Origin of the sequence: Rhodococcus sp. T2V, assembly GCF_029269925.1 — a bacterium.
Classification (GTDB): domain Bacteria; phylum Actinomycetota; class Actinomycetes; order Mycobacteriales; family Mycobacteriaceae; genus Rhodococcus_F; species Rhodococcus_F koreensis.
Genome location: NZ_JARJBD010000039.1, coordinates 34,885 through 53,290 on the forward strand (window position 1 = coordinate 34,885; position 18,406 = coordinate 53,290).

Here is an 18,406-nt window from a genome sequence, read left to right on the forward strand (position 1 = left end):
ACGGGTGGGCCTGTGCCCACCCGTTCCGCCGTCCGCGGACTATGCGGGGTTGAGCACCCTGCGCAGCAGCGGTGACACCGTGATCAGCAGTCCCAGCAGAGCGACTCCCGTGACGAGCACGAGGCCGGAGTGGAACTGGTGGAATCCGGCGTCGCTGATGCCGGTGGCGGTGTGTGAGCCTGCGGTGACGAGCGCGGTGGTCAGCGCCAGCACGAGCGCGGCACCGACCTGTGCGGACGTCTGCACGAGCCCCGACGCGAGCCCCTGCTCGGAGTCGTCGACACCCGACGTGGCCTGGGCCATGATCGATGTGAAGCCCAGCGCGAAACCGACGCCCAGCAGCACCACGCTCGGCAGGATCGCGATCGTGTAGTTCGGCTGATCGCTCCCGGCGAAGAGGAACCACAGGTAGCCGAGACTCAGCGACGTGAGTGCCGCGATGATCATGCGGGCAGTGCCGAACGCGTCGATCAGACGGCCCACGAACGGCGATCCGAAGGCCACGATGATGCCCGCGGGGAGAAGCCCCAGCGCCATCTCCAGCGGCGACCAGCCGAGCACCGACTGCAGGAAGATCGTCATCATGAACTGGAAGCTCAGGTAGGAGCCGAACAGCGCGACGATGCTGAGGTTCGCCCGCACGATCGAACCGACCCGCAGAATGCTCAGCCGCACGAGCGGGTGCGCGACCCGGTTTTCCACGACGAAGAACGACGCCAACAGGGCGGTGGCCAGTGCGAACGAGCCCAGCGTGAGCGGATCGGCCCAGCCGCGGGCCGGCGCCGACACGACGGTGTAGACCGCGAGCAGCATGCCCGACACCAGCGTGGCGGCTCCGACGATGTCGTGTCCGCCTGTGTCGGCGGCACGGTCGCGGGGGATCAGGGCGGCGCCTGCGACCAGGGCGAGCACCGCGAACGGCACCGGCATCAGGAACGTCCAACGCCACCCGGCGCTGGTCAGCAGCCCGCCCAGGATCAGTCCGGACGAATAGCCGCTGGCTCCGAAGACGGAGAAGATCGACAGCGCCCGGTTGCGGGCGGGCCCCTCCTTGAACGTGGTGGTGAGGATCGACATCGCGGTCGGCGCGGTGAACGCGGCGGCGAGTCCCTTCACGAAGCGGCTCGCGATGAGCAGCGTGCCGTTGTCGACGAGTCCGCCGACCAGGGACGCGATCGCGAACACGGTCAGCGCGATCAGGAAGACGCGGCGGCGTCCGAGGAGATCGGCGGTGCGTCCGCCCAGCAGCAGCAGACCACCGAATCCGAGGACGTATCCGTTGATGATCCATTGCAGCGAGGTGGTCGACAGCCCGAGTTCGGTTCCGATGGAGGGCAATGCAACACCCACCATCGAGACGTCGAGACCGTCGAGGAACATCACGAGGCACAGCACGGCCAGGACGCCCCAGAGGCGGGGAGTCCAGGCCTGGTCGGTCGACGGGGCGGTGGTGGCGCCCGACGAGATGGCGAGGTCCGGGGTGGCATCGCTGATAGTCACAGGGAGAATGTAGATGCACGTGCAATCAATGCGCAAGCACTAATTTCGTTTGCATTTAATTCGCTTGCACGTTTTTCGTGCGCGCGCTAGGGTGCGGATCATGAGCTCAGAAGCGGACCTGCGCGGCACGTGGCGGCTGCTCGCGAGCCGATACAACTCGATCGCCTGCGAGTTGGATCGTGAGATGCAACACGCGCACGGCCTGAGCATGAGCGATTTCGAGACACTCGACCGACTGATGGACACCACCTGCGACCGGCCACGGATGCAGGACCTGGCGGCCGAGATGTACCTCAGCCCCAGTGCGCTGTCCCGGAGCGTGGCCCGGCTGGAGAAGGCGGGCCTGGTCGCCAGAGCGCTGTGCGAGGCGGACCGGCGCGGCGTCTTCGTCGACGTCACCGACGCCGGCCGCGAGGTACACGCCGACGCCAAGAAGATTCAGCTGGGCGTACTCACCGAAAGACTTTCGGAAGCAACCTGATTCGTCACGTCAACGAGGTGGGTGTCGCATAGTCGTCGGACGGGAACTCGCCGTCGACGACGGCGGTCACCACCGTGTTCTCGAGCGTGATCGCCCCGCCGTGATTGTCCAGGAACGCGGTGTCCGCGGCGTCGCGCCCCGTCGCGATCCGCAGCAGTGCCGAACGCGGGGCCAGCCGGGTGGCGTCGACCACCCGCCACTCGGAATCGACGAACGCCTCGACGACGGCGTGGAAGTCCATCGGATTGCACCCCGGCGCATACACCGCCGCCAGCCGTGCCGGGATGGTGACGGCCCGCAAGAGCGCCACCGTGAGGTGGGCGAAGTCACGGCACACCCCGGCCCCGGACAGCATCGTGTCGACGGCGCTGTCGGTGGATCTGCTCGACCCCGCCTGGTACAGCAGCCGTGACCCCACCCACGTGGTGATGTCCTGCAGCAGTTCCGGGTGCGGCTTCGACAGGTTGAACTCCCCGCCGGTGAAACCGAAGAACTTGTCCGCCTCGGCATATCGACTCGGGCGCAGATACTTCGACAGGTCGTAATCGGTGACGGGAGGCGAATCGGCCTTGCCCGTAACCGAAGCCGAGTACTCGACGTGCAGCGCGCCGCGTGGGCTGTCCAGCAGGTGGACGCGAGTACCGTGCTCCGCCACCATCTCTCGTGCCTCGACAGGGCTACCGTCGAGGGTGAACGTCAGCGACTCCGACAGCTCCGAACCGGGGGTCCGGGCCACCGCGATCTTGAATTCGAGACTGGTGGGGTCGGTGACCTCGATGTCGAGAGTGGCGGTGACGTGACGTTTCATCCGCCCATCCTGGCATCCCTCGCCCGGGGGTGCAGAACCCCCGGCGGAGTCAGGCCTGAACGCGCGGCCGCAACCACTCGACGAGATCGTCGAGCACCTCCTCGTTCTCCGGTTCGTTGAACACCTCGTGGAACAGGTTTTCGTAGATCTCCACCGTGAGATCCTCCGAACCGACGTACTCCGCGATGAGTTCCGTGCCGTGCACGCTCGCGAGCCCGTCGTCCCGCCCGTGCTGCAGCAGCAGGGGAACCTTCAACGACGGCAGACGCTCCGGCAAATGCTCGGCAGCGAGAATCATTCCGCGCGCAATCCCCGCAGGCACCTTCCCGTGGTGGACGAGGGGATCCTCCTCGTAAGCCGCCACGACCGCCGGATCGCGGGACACCAGCTTCGCGTCGAGTGACTCGACGGGCACGCCGGGGAGGAAGCGGCCCACCAGCTTGCCGATCTCGACCACCACGCGCGGTGTCCCGCTCGTCACGTCGACCGCGGGTCCGGACAGCATGAGTGCCTTCAGGTCCTGCTGGTGGTCGAGAGCATACGTCAGTGCGATGGAACCGCCCATGCTGTGCCCGAGGAGGAACCGGTCGGTGCCCGGCCAGTCCGTCGACGCGATGCCGAACAGCTGGTGCAGGTCGTCGGTGAATTCGCGCCAGTCCTTCAGATGGACCCGTTTGCCGCCCGACCGCCCGTGTCCGCGGTGGTCGGGCGCGTAAATCGCCAGGTCGAGTTCGCCGAGCCGCTCGATCACGTGGTCGTAGCGCCGGGCGTGCTCGCCGAAGCCGTGGCACAGCACCAGCACGCCGCGCGGGCGCCGCTCGGGAAGCCACACGTCGTAGACGATGGGAATTCCGCCGACGCCGGCGAAGGACGATTCTCGATGCTGCATGATGCCCCTTCGTGGTCCGAATTCGACGACTCAGATCATTGCACGGTGAGGTACCCCGACAAGCGGAAAATTAGGGGATCGGTCCCTTCGACAACAGGTCGATCACGGCGCGGGAGGTGCGTCGCCGCAGCCATCCACGCGGTCCGTCCTCGCCGAGCGCGGCGCGGGCGGCGTTCAGGCCCGACACCCCGTGCACACCGCCGCCCGGGTGCGCCGACGCGCTTCCCAGGTACAGGCGCTGAACCGGGGTTTCCGAGCGGGAGATGCCCGGCCCGGGCCGGAAGACCAATTGCTGATGGAGTTGCGCCGTCCCTCCGTTGACGGCGCCGCCCACGAGATTCGCGTCGGCCGCCTCGAGATCCGACGGGCGCTGGACGACGCGCCCGACGACCCGATCCGCGAAACCCGGTGCGTGTGCCTCGAGGACGTCGTCGACCCGCGCGGCCAGCAGGTCGGCAGACGCGTTGTCGATGATGTCGCGCGGTAGATGCGTGTACGCCCAGGCGCTTTCGGTGCCCTCCGGTGACCTGCTGGGATCGGCGGTCGTCATCTGCCCGAACAGCAGGAACGGGCGGGCCGGGACGGTGCCGGTGGTCAGGTCGGCCATCCACCGGACGAGGCCGTTGTCGTCGGCACCGAGGTGGACGGTCCCCGCACCGCTCAGGCTGGGCGAACGCCACGGAATCTTCTGCGACAAGGCGTAATTGACCTTCAGCACCGGCGTGTCCCATTCGAAATGCTCGAGATCGGCACGCACCCGGGCGGGGACGGCATGGTCCGGCAGCAGCGAACCGTACAGCGCGGGCGCCGAGACGTCGGCGATCACCCCCCGGCGTGCCGTGTAGCGGGCACCCGACGCCGTCCGCACGCCGACGGCGCGACCGGACCGAACGTCGATCCCCGTCACCGCGTCGCCGTAATGGAAATGCGCGCCCGCGTGCTCGGCCCGGCGTACCATCGCGGCCGACAACTCGCCCGCGCCGCCCACCGGGACGGGGTACCCGCCGTCCTGGGCGAGCATCGTCAGGATGTACCCCATGACGCCGCTGCCCGGTGCGTCCGGAGGGGTGTCGGCGTGCATCGCGTTGCCCAGCAACAGCAGTCGTGCCGCCTCGCCCCGGAACAGTTCGTGCGCCATCCGCCGTGCAGGAAGGAGGAGGAATCGGGCCACCCTCAGCGACTCGGCGGTGCCCAGCCGGCGCAGCAGGGCGCTCGGGCCCCGCACAGGAGGGAACGGGCTGAACAGGATGTTCAGCAGCGGTTCCTTGATGTGGTGCCACTGCTCGACCAGCGCCGTCCACGCGACGCCGTCGCCGGGTTGCCTGCGTTCGAGGTCGGCGGCCGTGTCGGCCGGGTCGGGATGAATCACCGGCGCGTCCTCGTCTGCAGCGGAGCGGGCGTGCCCGACCGCGCGGGGCGCGTGACTCCACCGCAACCCGTGCGACTCGAGGTTCAGCCCGCGCAGCGCGGGGGACACGGTCGACAGGGGATAGAACGCGCTGAACAGGTCCGACGTGAAGCCGGGGACGAGTTCGGCCGACCTCACCGCGCCGCCGGGTGTCGGCTGCGCCTCCACGACCGCGACGTCCCAGCCCGCATCGGCGAGTGTCGCGGCCGCGACGAGCCCGTTGGGACCGGATCCGATGACCACTGCGTCGACGTTGCTCACCCGACCAGGCTGTCAGAAAAGACAGCGCTCCGCTCGATGCTCAGAGGGACGACGGCGTGAACGTCACCGGCAGATGCTTCAGCCCGTTGATGAAGTTGGAGCGCAGCCGCTGGGCAGGTGCCGTCTGCTCCATGTCGGGCATCCGACGCAGAATCTCACTCAGCATCACCTTCATCTCGGCGCGAGCGAGGTTGGCGCCGAGACAGAAATGGTGACCGCCGCCGCCGAACGCGATGTGCTGCGAGTAGTGGCCGGTGGGGCGGTCGATGTCGAACGTGTACGGATCGTCGAACACCGCCTCGTCACGGTTCCCCGACATGTGCCAGATGACCACGCGGTCGCCCTCGGAGATCCCGACGTCGTGCAGCACCGTGTCCCTGGTCGCGGTCCGGCGGAATTGCATCACCGGGGTGGCCCACCGCAACCCCTCCTCGATCAGGGCGTCGAGCTTCGACGGATCCTCGAGCACCTTCCGGCGCTCCGCGGGATGATCCATCAGCGCGAGCTGGGTGTGCGAGATGGCGTTGCGGGTGGTCTCGTTGCCGGCGACCGCGAGCAGCATGAAGAACATGTTGAAATCGAGTTCGCCGAGCTTCTCGCCGTGGACGTCGGCCTGGATGAGAGCGGTCGCGATGTCGTCGCGCGGGTGCCGCTTGCGCTCCTCGAACATCTCCAGGCTGTAGGCGAACATTTGTCCGGCCGCCGCGCGTTCCTGACCTTCCTCGAGGTGGAATTCGGGATCGGACGAGCCGATCATTTGATTCGTCAAGTCGAAGATCAGCTTGCGGTCCTCCTGGGGCACGCCGAGGAAATCGGCGATCGCCTGCAGCGGCAGCTCGGACGCGACGTCGACGACGAAATCGCACTCGCCGCGCTCGATCACCGCGTCGACGATGCTCGTGGCGCGCTGCGCGAGAATGTCGTGCAGCTGGCCGATGCGGCGGGGCGTGAAGCCCTTGCTGACGACCTTCCGCAGCGCCGTGTGGTCCGGTGGGTCCATGTTCAGCATCATCAGCTGCTGGCCCGCCAGGTCGTCGGGGGCCAGGTCGTCGATATAGGTGGCGCCCCGCCACGACGAATACGTCTCGGCGTCCCGGTTCACCGTCACGATGTCCGCATGCCGGGTGACGCACCAGAAGGGGGCGCCGCGCTCGTCGAGGTGCCGGTAGACGGGAGCCTCGCGCCGCAACGTGGCGAACATCTCGTGGGGCACGCCCTGCACGAAGGTGTCCGGGTTGTAGAGATCGACGTCGGCGAGGTGCACGGTCCCTCCTGAGGCCTCACGTACGAGAATACGTTCTAGTCCTGGAGGATGTGAGGACAACGAAAACGGCCCCGGAGAAGTGAATCTCCGGAGCCGTTTCCACTTGGTAGCGGGGACAGGATTTGAACCTGCGACCTCTGGGTTATGAGCCCAGCGAGCTACCGAGCTGCTCCACCCCGCGTTGCATTGACAACACTACACCCTTCCCGGAGTGCTCTTGACCAACCCCGGGGAGGGCTAGGTCACATCAGCCGGAACTGGACCATTTCGATGGCGTTCTCGATCGCCTCGGAAACCTCCCGCAGGCGCTCGTCCGCGCCGGCCGCAGCGAGGATCTGCAGGCGGTCGGCGTCGCCCATCGGAATGTAGGTGGCGATCTCGTACAGCCGCGTGCCGAGCGACCCGCGGAACCCGCCGATGACCGGAACGTCGGGCGGGACGTTCCCGGTCTCCGTCGCGAGACGTCGGAGGAGGCCGTACAGGAATTCGAGTCGCTCGATCAGCGACGGGAATTCGTAATCCGCCGTCTGGGTGCCGGTGTTCTCGTCCGGCCACACATCCACCTCGGCGATCGGATACGGGTTGTCCGGCAACCACTTCGACACCTTGATACGTTCCTCGGTGCGGCAGAACAACTCGTACCGGCCGTCGCCGATCGACGCGTGGGATTCGATCCGCGCGATCGTGCCCACATCGTGGCGCACGTCGCCGCCGCCCACCTCGTTGCCGCGAGCAATGAGCACGACCCCGAATCGCGGACCGTCTGGTGCGTCCAGGCAGTCGCGGACCAGTTCCTGATAGCGGGGTTCGAAGACGTGGAGGGGGAGCTGCTGACCGGGCAGCATCGTCGAGCCCAGCGGGAACATGGGGAGCAGAGTCATCAGGGGATTCTCAATCGGGGTACGGGCGTCGCCGGCAACGGGTCGACGCGATCGATCTCGTCCGTGAGGTGGTCCGACCACGTCAGGAGGCCGGCGATGTCGAGGCCGTGTGGCGCCTCCACCTCGTAATGCCGGATCCGGTCGTGGCCCTGGCGCAGCAGCGACCGCGCGCCGGTCTTGTTGCCCCGCATCAGGTGGGTGAGACCCACCGCGAGCTGCGCGAGGCCCTGCCACAGTTCCCGCTCGTCCTCGGGCGCGATCTTCCACGTGCCCTCGAGGATTTCGTGGGCGTGGAACGGCATGCCGTGGTCGAGTAGCCGCTGAGCCTCGGTGATCGCCTCGTCGGGCGGTAACCGCAGGTCGTCGGGGACGCGCGGCACACCCTCGGCGTCGTGAGGCAGGGGCCGGCCGAGTTCGTCGCGGGGGCGTGCGTTGAGCGGCTTCCCCGAGCCGTCCCTGTCCCGATCGGTCATGGGACAAGGGTAACGCTCAGCCGCGGGTCGGCGAAGGGTTGGCAAGCGCCGCAGCCACGCGTTTCGACAACTCGTCGCGAACCACCCGGACCGTCGCCGACCGCAGGTGAACACGATCGTCCTGGTGATAGAGGTACCGGCCGTCCTCTTCCACGTCGATCCAGGTCAGTTCGCCCAGAACGGGCTCGTCGAGTCCGCTGCGCGCACCACGGATGCAGATGTAACCGATCCCGGTCCGTGGTCGGCCGACGATCCGTCGCAGCAGGGTGCCGTCGGTGGGCCGGGCGTTCTGCAGGACGGACGTCGTCGCGCTTCGGCTCTGGATGTCGTCGGGGTGCGCGGTCAGTGACGGGGTTCGTCCGGGAGCGCAGTCGGGCAGGTCGTCGAGGAGTCGGGCAGTGAACTCGTCGACGCTCTCGGCGCCCGCGTCGATCCGGATGTCGCCGCGTCCCGGTTCGCCGCGGAGCTGTTCGGCGACGACGGCGACCCGGCCACGGATGCTTCCCCTCCGCCGAATCCCGGAGTCGAGTTCGGGGGAGGGGGCAAGCACCGTGACGGACACGTGCGGGTTCCGCAGCGCCTGGATCGCCGCGACCAGCTTCGGTTCGTCGAGCGCGGACCGCCACTGCTGGAGGTCGCGTTGCTGGATCGCGTACTGGTCTTCCGTTGCCGCGGCGGACCGGTACTTCAGCGGGTACGGCATGCGGTCGAGATCGGTTGCCTCCCAAAGACACATGAATTGGGCTGACGTCAGCCGCCAGTTCATGCGCCGATCACCGGCGGTGCGACGGGGTCGAGTTTACCGATCAGGTCGTTGCCGTTGTCGACGGTGATGAGGTAGCTCGGCGTCTGATGCTCCGTGTCGCCCTCGCTGTTTCCGCCTGCCCGGCCGGGCGCACCCATCATGCCGGGCGCCATACCCATCCCGGGGCGACTCATGCTCGGCTTCACCGGCGTCGCCGCTGCGGCAGCGGCCGCCGCCCCGGCACCCGCTGCGGCACCACCCGACGGGATCCGGCCACCCGGAACCACACCGCCCGAGTTGGACTCGGAGTCGCGTTTGTCGTTCTTCCGGCGCGTGCTCGATGCCGAACCCCCGACGCCCGAACCCCCGACGCCCGAACCCCCGACGCCCGAACCCCCGACGCCCGAACCACCGGCGATTCCGCCATAACCCGTTCCGCCCGCGCCGTTGCCCGACTGCGAACCTGCACCGGCCGTGTTCTGCGCATTCGCAGCCGCAGTCTGTGCGGCCGAACCGGATCCGGCACCGGCACCGGCGCCCTGATTGGCAGCGGCCTCGGCATTCGCTGCAGACGTCGTCGCCGCATCATCCCCAGTAGACTCCCCGTCCCCAGGGGTCTCACCATTCACAGACGCATCGCCGTTCCCCGACACGGAGGAGGTGCTGCTGTCGGAGGTCCTGCTGTCGGATGCGTTCCACGGATTTGAACCCTGTGTAACCGATCCGTACGTACTCGGCACGCCGCCGGGGCCGCCGTCGCCAGATGGGGTGTAGGGCTCCGGCAACTGCGGGACATTCGTGCCGACGTCCCGGTAGTTCGGCACGTAGATCGCCTCCAACCTCCGAACCGCCTCGAGACGTGCGGCTTCCCTCTCAGTCTCGGACCTTTCGGCCGCAAGCGGGCTCAGCGGGAGTTGAGACAGGACACCTTCGGTGCTGGCCGGCTGAGGCACAGAGGCTTTCACATCCGCAGCCGCACTGCTCAGGATGTCGAGCTTGACGGCAATTGCCGCGATGCTCGATGTCAGCTGGCCGCTGGTTGCAGCGAGTTTCTCGGTAGCTTGCGCCGCGGCATCCGCCGCCGCACCCTCCCAACGTTCGGAGATCGTATTTCGGAGGATTGCGAACCCGAACGCCAAAGGGAGCGCATTCGAGATGCTGTGACAGGCCTGGGCGAGTTGACCGATGGCGTCGGGAACCATGGTCTGCGCCTTTGCGTACATTTCTTCGTGATCCATACCGTGGAAGCTCTCCATGGTGCGGATGTACGGTTCGTCTGTTCCTGATCCTGCGGTTAGCTTTTCCGCCGAGTTCTGTAAGCCCGTGCGGCGTTGCTCGCCTGCTCCATTCGGACTTATCGAGTCGAGGATCGTGGACACAACATCATTGGGCGGCACGGCTTAGCCCTCCTTCGGAATGTAGCGTTCGAAGATCCGGGCGGTGTCCTCGAAGCCTGCGCACCATTCGGATTCGGGAGCGGGCCCAGCGTGGTCGGGGAAGATGCTTCGCGTTAATCCGAACATGCCGTATGAAGTTTCCATGCTGAGATCGCACGAATTTCTGACTTCAGGATTGAACTTCAGAAGCGCTCGACGACCGTTAATCTGGCTCTTCGCGGTAGCGCGTGAATCTTGGTTGGTGTCGTAAGACGTTGAAGGCCCGTGGGTCTGCTGTGATTCGTGTTGTCGAGACACAATCGCAGATGAGGACCCACGAGCCATGGCTGAGCCTATCGGCTCGCGGCGTGATGCCGCGAGTGCCTTGTTCAACCTGTCCGGATACCGGGTGATCGCGGTCGGTGAGGAACCGACCATCGGCCGCTGGGTGGACATCGAAGTCAGTGGTAGGCCTTTCTGTCCAGCCTGCGGAGCAGCGGGGAGCAAGGTGCATTCGTCGAGGTCGCAGCGGGTTCGCGACATTCCGGTGGCGGGCGAGGTGACGGTGATCTGGCGCAAGCGACGGTGGTTCTGCGTCACCGCGACGTGCCCGAAGCGGACGTTCTCCGAATCGACCGAGCAGGTGCCGCCGTACGCGCGCTCGACGATGCGGCTGAGGGAGGCCCTGGTCACCGCGGTGACCGGGGCCGGACGTGCCGCCAGCGAGGTCGCGGCCTCGTTCTCGGTGTCATGGTGGCTGGTCCAGGCAACGCTCACCGCTGCTGCGGCGTTGATCGACGATGTGGACACCCTCGTGGTGCGCAGGGTCGGGATCGATGAGCACCGCTTCCGGCGGGTGCGCTACTTCCGGTTACCCACGGGCAAGTGGCGGCGCTACGAGCCCTGGATGTCCACGGTCGTCGATCTCGACACCGGCCGGGTACTCGGCGTGGTCGACGGCCGCGACAACAAGGGTGTCGGTGCGTGGCTCGCTGCGCGACCTCAGGCCTGGCGCGACCGGATCGAGGTGGTCGCGATCGATCCCTCCGCGGCATTCGCGAAAGCGATCGCCGCCAACCTGCCGCACGCCGCCATCAGTGTCGATGCGTTCCACCTCGTGAAACTGGCAAACGACATGGTAACTACTGTGCGGCAACGTCTTTCGCGACAACAGAAGAACAGGAGAGGCAGGTTGGTCGATCCGTCGTGGGCGAACCGACGGCTCCTGTTACGCGGTGCGGACACCCTTTCGCCTCGCGGCTGGGCGCGTCTGCGGGCCACGTTCACCAGCGATGATCCGACCGAGGAACTCGCCGCCGCCTGGGGCATCAAAGAACAACTCAGGCGCCTGCTGGCCTGCTCGTCGCTGACCGACGCCCACCAGGAGAAGATGCGGCTCGGCCACTACGTTCAGGTCGCGGACATGCCCGAAACCGACCGCCTCTGGGCCACGATATGCCAGTGGTGGCCGGCGATCGAAGTCCTGATCGTCACCGGTGTCACGAACGCGAAGACCGAGGCCGCGAACACGGGAATCAAGAACATCAAACGCATCGGTCGCGGATTCAGGAACGCGAAGAACTACCGGGCCCGTATTCTGCTCACCAGTGTCGCCCACAGTGCGGCATGAACACATCTCACAGCGGACGCACTTTCACGCGGAACCGCGAAGGGCCGTTAATCTCGATCGGTGTGGCATGGTCCTTGGATTTTTCTTGCTCTTCAGCCCAGCTGATATTCCCTGACAACGCATTCATCCCGAAAAGGCCGTCGACGGAATCGTACGAACAGCCTAGGAAGGTATAGCTCCCCGCAGGGAAGTCGGCGTTCTTTTCACTGCTTGCGTCGTACCCTGCCTCCAACAGGGCTTCGTCGGGAATGTCGAGGCACGGATCGAAGGCAACCTGAGGGCGAGTCGATTGGTCGACGTGGCGTGGAATTCGGGTGGATGACGTGTGGGGATCTGTTTCTGTCGTCGCGGACGCCGTGCACCCAACCAGAGCTATGGCGGTCGATGCAATGCCGATCCACAAAAGAGGCTGCCTCATGCTGGTGTGTCCTCCTGTATGGCACCGAGGGCTTCTCGGATTGCGCTGTCGGCGTCCCCGAAGGCTTGACCGCCGGCCGCGAATGTGTCGCGCATCAGAATGATTGCGTCACGAAATTGACTAAGCCGCTGGTGCACCGACCCAGCGTCGCCTGTGAACTTCGATTGATAGCCATTCTGCAGCTCTTGCGCAGAGGTGAATCCGCCGAACCCGGTGACCATGCGAAGGCTGTCCGCTTCCTTTATCGCATCTCTCACCTGCTCCAGCATCGTGTTGCACACGCCGACACACTTCTCAATGGCGTCATCTTCTAGACGCAGTGTTTTGCTCATTCCCATCCCCCCAGTGCTCGACAGGACCCCCTCGGCCGCGTGCGGAAATGCTACCGCACGGGTGTGTCACTCGGTCTAGTGCGCAGCGCTGCAATGTTCAGGCTGCGTTGAGGAATTCGATGAGGATGCGTTCGACGGGTGAGTCGGTCTGAAGCTCGTGGAATGGCAATGGTTTCGGTAGTGGTGGTGCTGTCGACCGGTACCGGTGTCCGGTGGGGGTGTAGACCTCGATGTGGTGCAGTCCTCCGGGCACCTGATGAGGGGTGGCTTTCCATCCTGCGCCTTGTTTGGCGTAGTTGCAGGCTGCGCACAGACCGGCGCCGTTGTGCGCGGTCGTCGGGCCCTCGCTTTCGCGGGGTCGGATGTGGTCGTGGTGCCTGATCGGGGCATCGCACCAGGGTGTCCGGCAGGTTCGATCGCGTAGATCGATGAGCCTCGCCAACCCGGCGGGGAAGCAGCGGGCCTGGGACTCGGTCGCGGTCAGCGCTCCCGACTGCGGGTTGGCGTACAGACGGCGCAGGTTCACCCGCGTCGCATCCCCGGTGTCTGGATCGATCGCGGCCTGGACTGCCTCGGAAATCCAGTGCCCCGCCAGTTCGGCGGGCACAGGCCCGTATCCCTGCACGTGGGCGGGTTCGGATCCGTTGTCGAGGAGGGCGCGGTCGGAGATCACCAGGTTCACGGTGATCGGCGGTGTCGTCGCCGTGTGGTGTGTGCCGGTGACTCTGGACACGAGGAGGTCGGCCATGATCTGCGACCGCGTGCGTTCGTCGCCCGCGGCGAGGATCGAATCGGCGTCACGTGCGAGGGTGGCGTGCACTGCCACGCCTTCCGCGACGGGTAGCAGGGCGCTGACGTAGGCCATGGTGTCCGGGGCGGGACGGGAGGTGACCCGTCGATCCGACACGGCCTTGCGCGCCCGCCGCACCACGGCCTCGGCGTCGAATTCCGCGGCGGCCGCGCGAACTTTCGCGCACACCGCCTGGTCGCCGAGCCCGTCCAACGTTGCCGGGTCGCCGCACAGCAGGTGGTCGATCGCTGTGCGATCTTCCCGAGTCAGGCATGCCGTTTCGCGGACGAGGATCGTTGCTCGCCACTCGCTGAGTACCCCTCGCTCGAGCAGGGCCAAGGTGCAGGGCATCTCGTGGACGAGAGCGATCGCCATGCCGAGGTGGCGACCACCGCGAAATGGTGAGTCCCGGCGTGCCAGCGCCACCTGGTTGGCGATTCCGCGCCCGCGCTGCGGCAGCGGCACATTGCGGTTCGCTCGTTCGGCTCGGATGGAGGCGTCGAGGTCGGCGGTCACCCGGGCCTGCACGCCGGCGCAGGCGGCCTTCACTTCTTCCAATGCCCGAAGTACATCGATGCGCGTCGCATCGTCGATATCCCGATCGAGTTTCGGCACCTCGGCCAGAAACGCGATTACCGCCCCTGCATCCACCCCGACCCCCCACGACTGTCGAATCCCCCGAATCGAACGTATGTTCTATCTTAACCCGGCCAGGGGACCCCGGCAATACCCAAATGCGCTACCTACGCTGCGCCGACCAGTCGCATGGCGAGGCCGGCGTAGAGGTCCGCGACCGCCTCGGGTTCGGTGTAGGCGCCTGCGGGAAACCAGCGGCAGATGTCGACGCATAGTGACATGAGGGCGAGGGTCACGCCTTCGCCGTCGGGGACGGTGAATTCGCCGGATGCCGCTCCGGCGTCGACGACGGAGCGGACGATGTGGGTGATGTCGCGGCGCAGTTTGACCACGTCGCGGTAGTGCTCGGGCGTGAGGGCGTTGAGTTCGTACTGCACGACGCGGGCCTGTGCGTGGTGGGTGGCCTGCCAGCTCGCGAACGCGCCGATCAGTGCCTGCAGTCTCGTCGAGGGTGCCGCGTCTGGGAGGTCTGCACTCACGACGACGTCGAGCGCGGCGGTGTGGCCTTCGTAACTGATCGCGAAGAGCAGTTCTTCCTTGGAGCGGTAGTGCGGGTACATCGCGGCCGGGCTCATGTCGAGGCGGGCGGCGATCTCGCGAGTAGTGGTGCCTCCGTATCCGCTGGTAGCGAACGCGTCGACGGCTGCAGCTCGGATGCGGGCGGCAGCCTTGGACGGGCTGATCACCTGGCTGGGTGATTCGCTCATGTCTTTCTCCATCCTCGGCTGCGCGGCTGTTGACAATACCGCGTCACCCCATCAGTATAAGCAAGCGCTTAGAAAATAAGCAGACGCTTACATGCTCGAAGCGTGAACCAGTCAAAGCTCGACATCCAGAAGGAGCGGTCATGCGACGCACCCTGTACGGCCCCGATCACGAGGCATTCCGCGAATCGGTCCGGGAGTTCGTGAACCGCAACCTGCTGCCGGTGGCAGACAAGCTCATCGCGCAACGCTTCATCGACCGCGAGATCTGGCTCGAAGCGGGCCGCAACGGCTTCCTCGGCCTCGAGGTCCCGGAGGCGTACGGCGGAAGCGAGGCCGGCGACTACCGGTTCAACGCAGTCCTCGGGGAGGAACTCGCACGCGCAAGCGCCGCAGTGTCGTCGAGCTTCGGCATTCACGCCGATGTCGTCGCGCCGTACCTCGTGCAGCTCACGACCGAGGAGCAGAAGCAGCGCTGGCTGCCCAAGTTCTGCACCGGAGAACTGCTCACCGCGATCGGCATGACCGAGCCTTCCGGCGGTTCCGACCTCGCCTCGCTCAAGACGACCGCGGTCAAGGACGGCGACGACTGGATCATCAACGGTTCCAAGACGTTCATCACCAACGGCTACAACGCCGACCTGGTGATCGTCGCCGCGCGCACCAGCCCCGAGAAGAAGTCCAAGGGCATCACGCTGTTCGCCGTCGAGACGGGCATGGAGGGCTTCGAGCGCGGACGCAAGCTCGACAAGGTCGGCCAGCACGAGTCCGACACCGCCGAACTGTTCTTCGAGAACGTGCGTGTGCCGTCGACGAACATCATCGGTGAGATCGACCGCGGTTTCATCCACATGATGGAGATGCTGCCGCAGGAGCGTGTCGGCGCCGCCGTCTCGAACATCGCGCACGCCGCGCCGATCCTCGAGGAGACGATCCAGTACGCCAAGGACCGCAAGGCATTCGGGCAGCCCATCGGGTCGCTGCAGTGGAACAAGTTCCTTCTCGCCGATCTCGTCACCCGTGTCGAGGTCACCCAGGCGTACGTCGACAACTGCGTTGCCGCACACGCCGACGGCGAGCTGACGGCAGTGGACGCCGCGAAGGCCAAGTGGTGGACTGCTCAGGTGCAGAACGAGGTCCTCGACCACTGCGTGCAGCTGCACGGTGGCTACGGGTTCATGACCGAATACCGTGCCGCGCGTGCGTGGATGGATGCCCGTGTCACCAAGATCTGGGCCGGTTCCAACGAGATCATGAAGGAACTGATCGGCCGCGACCTCGGCCTCTGAGTCCGCACCCCGACAGCCCGACGACAAAGGAGTCGCTTCGTATGTCCGTTCTCGACAAGTTCAGCTTGACCGATCGGGTGGTCGTCGTGACCGGTGCGTCGTCGGGCCTCGGGGTGGCGTTCGCGCAGGCCGCGGCGGAGGCGGGCGCCGACGTGGTGCTGGCTGCGCGCCGAACCGACCGTCTGGAGAAGACCGCGGAACTGGTTCGGGCCGCGGGACGTCAGGCGTTGTGCGTCGCGACGGACATCGTCGACCCGGCGCAGGCGCAGAACATGATCGACGAGGCGATGGAGAAGTTCGGCCGCGTGGACGTTCTCGTCAACAACGCGGGCGTCGGTACTGCCGTTCCCGCGACGAGGGAGACGCCGGAGCAGTTCCGGCAGGTCGTCGACATCAACCTGAACGGCTCCTACTGGGCGGCGCAGGCGGCGGGCAGGGTCATGAAGCCGGGCAGCGCGATCGTGAACATCGCGAGCGTGCTGGGCCTCACGACCGCGGGGCTTCCGCAGGCCGCGTATGCCGCGAGCAAGGCCGGGGTCATCGGTCTGACCCGCGATCTGGCGCAGCAGTGGGGTGCCCGCAAGGGCATCCGCGTGAATGCGATCGCTCCCGGATTCTTCGAGACGGAGATGACGGACCAGTACCAGGACGGGTACCTCGAATCGATGAAATCGCGTCTGGTTCTCGGTCGCCTCGGTGACCCGGAGGAGCTGGCCGCGACTGTGGTCTGGCTCGCGTCGGACGCCGCGGCGTACGTCACCGGTCAGACGATCGCGGTGGACGGCGGCATCACCATCACCTGAGCGCCGGGTTGGGCGGGGCTGCGGTGCTGGCGTATAAGTAGGAAATGACCACGCGCACCGTCCATGAAGAGTGGGACGACCAGCCCGCCCCGTCGATGGCGGCCACCGATCTGCTGCGGGAGCCTCCGGCGACCCCTCGCGGTGCACGTACGCGCGCGGCGCTGGTGGCGGCTGCGCGGACGGTGTTCGAGCGGTCCGGGTACCTCGACGCCAGGCTTACCGACATCACGAAGGAAGCGAACTGCTCGACGGGGTCGTTCTACACCTACTTCGACAACAAGGAGCAGGTCTTCGCCGCCGTGCTGGAGGTGGCGCAGGAAGACATGATGCACCCGGGCATGAAGCGGGTGCAGGACACCGACGACCCCTACGCGGTGCTGGAGGCGAGCAACCGCGCCTACCTGGAGGCCTACCGGCGCAACGCCAAGCTGATGGGGCTGCTCGAGCAGGTGGCGCACATCGACCCGGCGTTCGCGGACCTGCGGCGTCAGCGGGCCGACGCGTTCATCGCGCGCAACGCGCGGGGGATCGCCGAGCTGCAGGCGCGGGGTATCGCAGACAGGGAACTGGACCCGATGCTGGCGTCGCGGGCATTGTCGGGGATGGTCAGCCGGCTGGCGTACAACGTGTTCGTGGCCAGCGTGAACGGGACCGACGGCACTCCTGTCGACTTCGACGACGTGGTGTTCACGACGACGCGGATCTGGGCGAACGGACTGAGGTTCCCCGAGCGGAGCTGAGCTCTCGCCGGCGGCGTGAGCGTGTGGGACACTTCGGTCCACAAAACTGAATCCGACACCGGGTTCAGGTGATTTCTGTGGAAGACTGGGGTCACGTCCGTGTCCCCTCGAGGGAGGAATCTCGTGCAGGTTGCGCAGAAGGTCGCCGTCGTCACCGGTGGCGGAGGTGGAATCGGCAGTGCACTCGCGGAGCGGCTCGCCGCCGAGGGTGCCAAGGTCGTGGTCACCGACCTCGACGGCAGCGGGCTGGAAACGATCGTCCGGAGAATCGACGCCGAGCATCCCGGCGCTGCGCTGGCAGTGCAGGCCGACGCGTCCGACGACGCTCAGATCGCGTCGGTCATCGACGCCGCGGCGCAGGCCTTCGGGCCCGTCGACCTCTACTTCGCCAATGCGGGTGTCGCGGCAGGCGATCAACTCGAACCCGACGACGCCGTGTGGGACCTCGCCCTCGACGTGAACGTCCGCGCGCACATCCGGGCGGCCCGCCGCCTCGTTCCCGGCTGGATCGAGCGCGGGGAGGGGTACTTCGTCAGCACCGCCTCTGCTGCCGGGCTGCTCACTCAGATCGGTTCCGCCCCCTACTCGGTGACCAAGCACGCCGCCGTCGGGTTCGCCGAATGGCTGTCGGTCACCTACGGCGACAAAGGCGTCCGCGTCAGCTGCCTGTGCCCGATGGGCGTCAACACCACACTGCTCACCGACGACGCCGCCCTGTCGGCCACCGCCGCACGCGCCGTCACCGCCGCGGGCTCGGTGCTCGAGCCGGCCGAGGTGGCCGAATGCGTGCTCGCCGCAATGGAAGCCGAGCAATTCCTGATCCTTCCGCACCCCGAGGTGCTGGAAATGTACCGGAACAAGGGCGCCGACTACGACCGATGGATCCGGGGCATGCGCCGCTACCAGGCGTCGCTCCTGGCCCAGCCGTCCTGACCCGACCGAGAAGTGAACTACCGACATACCGTACGAAGACCGAGA

At 66.6% G+C, this 18,406-nt stretch carries 19 protein-coding genes and 1 tRNA gene; 6 read left to right on the plus strand and 14 right to left on the minus strand.

Features of this window, described 5'->3' with window-relative positions; translation table 11 throughout:
* Nucleotides 1-39: 39 nt before the first annotated feature.
* On the minus strand, nucleotides 40-1,536 hold the full coding sequence (locus tag P3H15_RS28545; RefSeq protein WP_276140322.1) for an MFS transporter: 1,497 nt from the start codon (nucleotides 1,534-1,536) through the stop codon (nucleotides 40-42).
* A 64-nt stretch (nucleotides 1,537-1,600) separates the two neighbouring features.
* On the opposite strand from P3H15_RS28545, the gene P3H15_RS28550 reads away from it, so the two are divergent.
* Nucleotides 1,601-1,981, plus strand: a complete 381-nt coding sequence (locus P3H15_RS28550; protein ID WP_072947675.1) for a MarR family winged helix-turn-helix transcriptional regulator — start codon at nucleotides 1,601-1,603, stop codon at nucleotides 1,979-1,981.
* Nucleotides 1,982-1,985: 4 nt separating this feature from the next.
* Here P3H15_RS28550 and P3H15_RS28555 read toward each other — a convergent pair whose 3' ends face one another.
* The 9 genes from P3H15_RS28555 to P3H15_RS28595 form a co-directional block, all read right to left on the minus strand.
* Complete coding sequence (locus P3H15_RS28555) at nucleotides 1,986-2,789, minus strand: transglutaminase family protein (RefSeq protein ID WP_276140323.1); 804 nt, start codon at nucleotides 2,787-2,789, stop codon at nucleotides 1,986-1,988.
* Between the two features lie 49 nt (nucleotides 2,790-2,838).
* The gene (locus P3H15_RS28560; RefSeq protein ID WP_276140324.1) at nucleotides 2,839-3,678 is read right to left on the minus strand and encodes an alpha/beta hydrolase; all 840 of its coding nucleotides are present in this window, start codon (nucleotides 3,676-3,678) and stop codon (nucleotides 2,839-2,841) included.
* A 70-nt stretch (nucleotides 3,679-3,748) separates the two neighbouring features.
* Nucleotides 3,749-5,347, minus strand: a complete 1,599-nt coding sequence (locus P3H15_RS28565) for an NAD(P)/FAD-dependent oxidoreductase (RefSeq protein ID WP_276140325.1) — start codon at nucleotides 5,345-5,347, stop codon at nucleotides 3,749-3,751.
* 40 nt (nucleotides 5,348-5,387) lie between these two features.
* On the minus strand, nucleotides 5,388-6,611 hold the full coding sequence (locus P3H15_RS28570) for a cytochrome P450 (protein ID WP_276140326.1): 1,224 nt from the start codon (nucleotides 6,609-6,611) through the stop codon (nucleotides 5,388-5,390).
* Between the two features lie 104 nt (nucleotides 6,612-6,715).
* Nucleotides 6,716-6,792 (minus strand) — tRNA-Met (locus P3H15_RS28575).
* 61 nt (nucleotides 6,793-6,853) lie between these two features.
* A complete protein-coding gene (locus tag P3H15_RS28580; protein ID WP_037230959.1) occupies nucleotides 6,854-7,492 on the minus strand; it encodes an LON peptidase substrate-binding domain-containing protein in 639 nt (212 codons plus the stop codon).
* Nucleotides 7,492-7,965, minus strand: coding sequence for a DUF309 domain-containing protein (locus P3H15_RS28585; protein ID WP_276140327.1), 474 nt, complete (start codon nucleotides 7,963-7,965; stop codon nucleotides 7,492-7,494). Before P3H15_RS28585 ends, P3H15_RS28580 begins: the two co-directional genes overlap by 1 nt.
* Before the next feature lie 16 nt (nucleotides 7,966-7,981).
* Nucleotides 7,982-8,731, minus strand: coding sequence for an ESX secretion-associated protein EspG (locus tag P3H15_RS28590; RefSeq protein ID WP_276140328.1), 750 nt, complete (start codon nucleotides 8,729-8,731; stop codon nucleotides 7,982-7,984).
* Nucleotides 8,728-9,948, minus strand: coding sequence for a hypothetical protein (locus P3H15_RS28595; RefSeq protein ID WP_276140329.1), 1,221 nt, complete (start codon nucleotides 9,946-9,948; stop codon nucleotides 8,728-8,730). The genes P3H15_RS28590 and P3H15_RS28595 overlap by 4 nt, the downstream gene beginning before the upstream one ends.
* A 481-nt stretch (nucleotides 9,949-10,429) precedes the next feature.
* Here P3H15_RS28595 and P3H15_RS28600 point away from each other — a divergent pair, with 481 nt between their 5' ends.
* Nucleotides 10,430-11,716 carry an ISL3 family transposase gene (locus P3H15_RS28600; protein ID WP_276140330.1) on the plus strand — a complete coding sequence of 429 codons (1,287 nt, stop codon included), beginning with the start codon at nucleotides 10,430-10,432 and terminating at the stop codon, nucleotides 11,714-11,716.
* Nucleotides 11,717-11,723: 7 nt separating this feature from the next.
* Here the strand turns inward: P3H15_RS28600 and P3H15_RS28605 are convergent, their stop codons facing one another.
* The 4 genes from P3H15_RS28605 to P3H15_RS28620 form a co-directional block, all read right to left on the minus strand.
* Nucleotides 11,724-12,134, minus strand: a complete 411-nt coding sequence (locus tag P3H15_RS28605) for a DUF3558 family protein (protein ID WP_276140331.1) — start codon at nucleotides 12,132-12,134, stop codon at nucleotides 11,724-11,726.
* On the minus strand, nucleotides 12,131-12,472 hold the full coding sequence (locus P3H15_RS28610; protein WP_072947700.1) for a hypothetical protein: 342 nt from the start codon (nucleotides 12,470-12,472) through the stop codon (nucleotides 12,131-12,133). Before P3H15_RS28610 ends, P3H15_RS28605 begins: the two co-directional genes overlap by 4 nt.
* A gap of 91 nt (nucleotides 12,473-12,563) precedes the next feature.
* Nucleotides 12,564-13,907, minus strand: coding sequence for an HNH endonuclease signature motif containing protein (locus P3H15_RS28615; RefSeq protein ID WP_276140332.1), 1,344 nt, complete (start codon nucleotides 13,905-13,907; stop codon nucleotides 12,564-12,566).
* A 92-nt stretch (nucleotides 13,908-13,999) separates the two neighbouring features.
* The gene (locus tag P3H15_RS28620) at nucleotides 14,000-14,599 is read right to left on the minus strand and encodes a TetR/AcrR family transcriptional regulator (protein WP_276140333.1); all 600 of its coding nucleotides are present in this window, start codon (nucleotides 14,597-14,599) and stop codon (nucleotides 14,000-14,002) included.
* Between the two features lie 140 nt (nucleotides 14,600-14,739).
* Here P3H15_RS28620 and P3H15_RS28625 point away from each other — a divergent pair, with 140 nt between their 5' ends.
* The 4 genes from P3H15_RS28625 (at nucleotide 14,740) to P3H15_RS28640 (ending at nucleotide 18,361) form a co-directional block, all read left to right on the plus strand.
* The gene (locus P3H15_RS28625; RefSeq protein ID WP_072947707.1) at nucleotides 14,740-15,885 is read left to right on the plus strand and encodes an acyl-CoA dehydrogenase family protein; all 1,146 of its coding nucleotides are present in this window, start codon (nucleotides 14,740-14,742) and stop codon (nucleotides 15,883-15,885) included.
* A gap of 41 nt (nucleotides 15,886-15,926) precedes the next feature.
* On the plus strand, nucleotides 15,927-16,688 hold the full coding sequence (locus tag P3H15_RS28630; RefSeq protein WP_095862391.1) for an SDR family NAD(P)-dependent oxidoreductase: 762 nt from the start codon (nucleotides 15,927-15,929) through the stop codon (nucleotides 16,686-16,688).
* A 44-nt stretch (nucleotides 16,689-16,732) separates the two neighbouring features.
* Nucleotides 16,733-17,428 (plus strand): TetR/AcrR family transcriptional regulator, encoded by a 696-nt coding sequence (locus P3H15_RS28635; RefSeq protein WP_276140334.1) that lies wholly within the window; start codon nucleotides 16,733-16,735, stop codon nucleotides 17,426-17,428.
* A gap of 123 nt (nucleotides 17,429-17,551) precedes the next feature.
* Nucleotides 17,552-18,361 carry an SDR family oxidoreductase gene (locus P3H15_RS28640; RefSeq protein WP_276140335.1) on the plus strand — a complete coding sequence of 270 codons (810 nt, stop codon included), beginning with the start codon at nucleotides 17,552-17,554 and terminating at the stop codon, nucleotides 18,359-18,361.
* The last annotated feature ends 45 nt before the right edge of the window (nucleotides 18,362-18,406 follow it).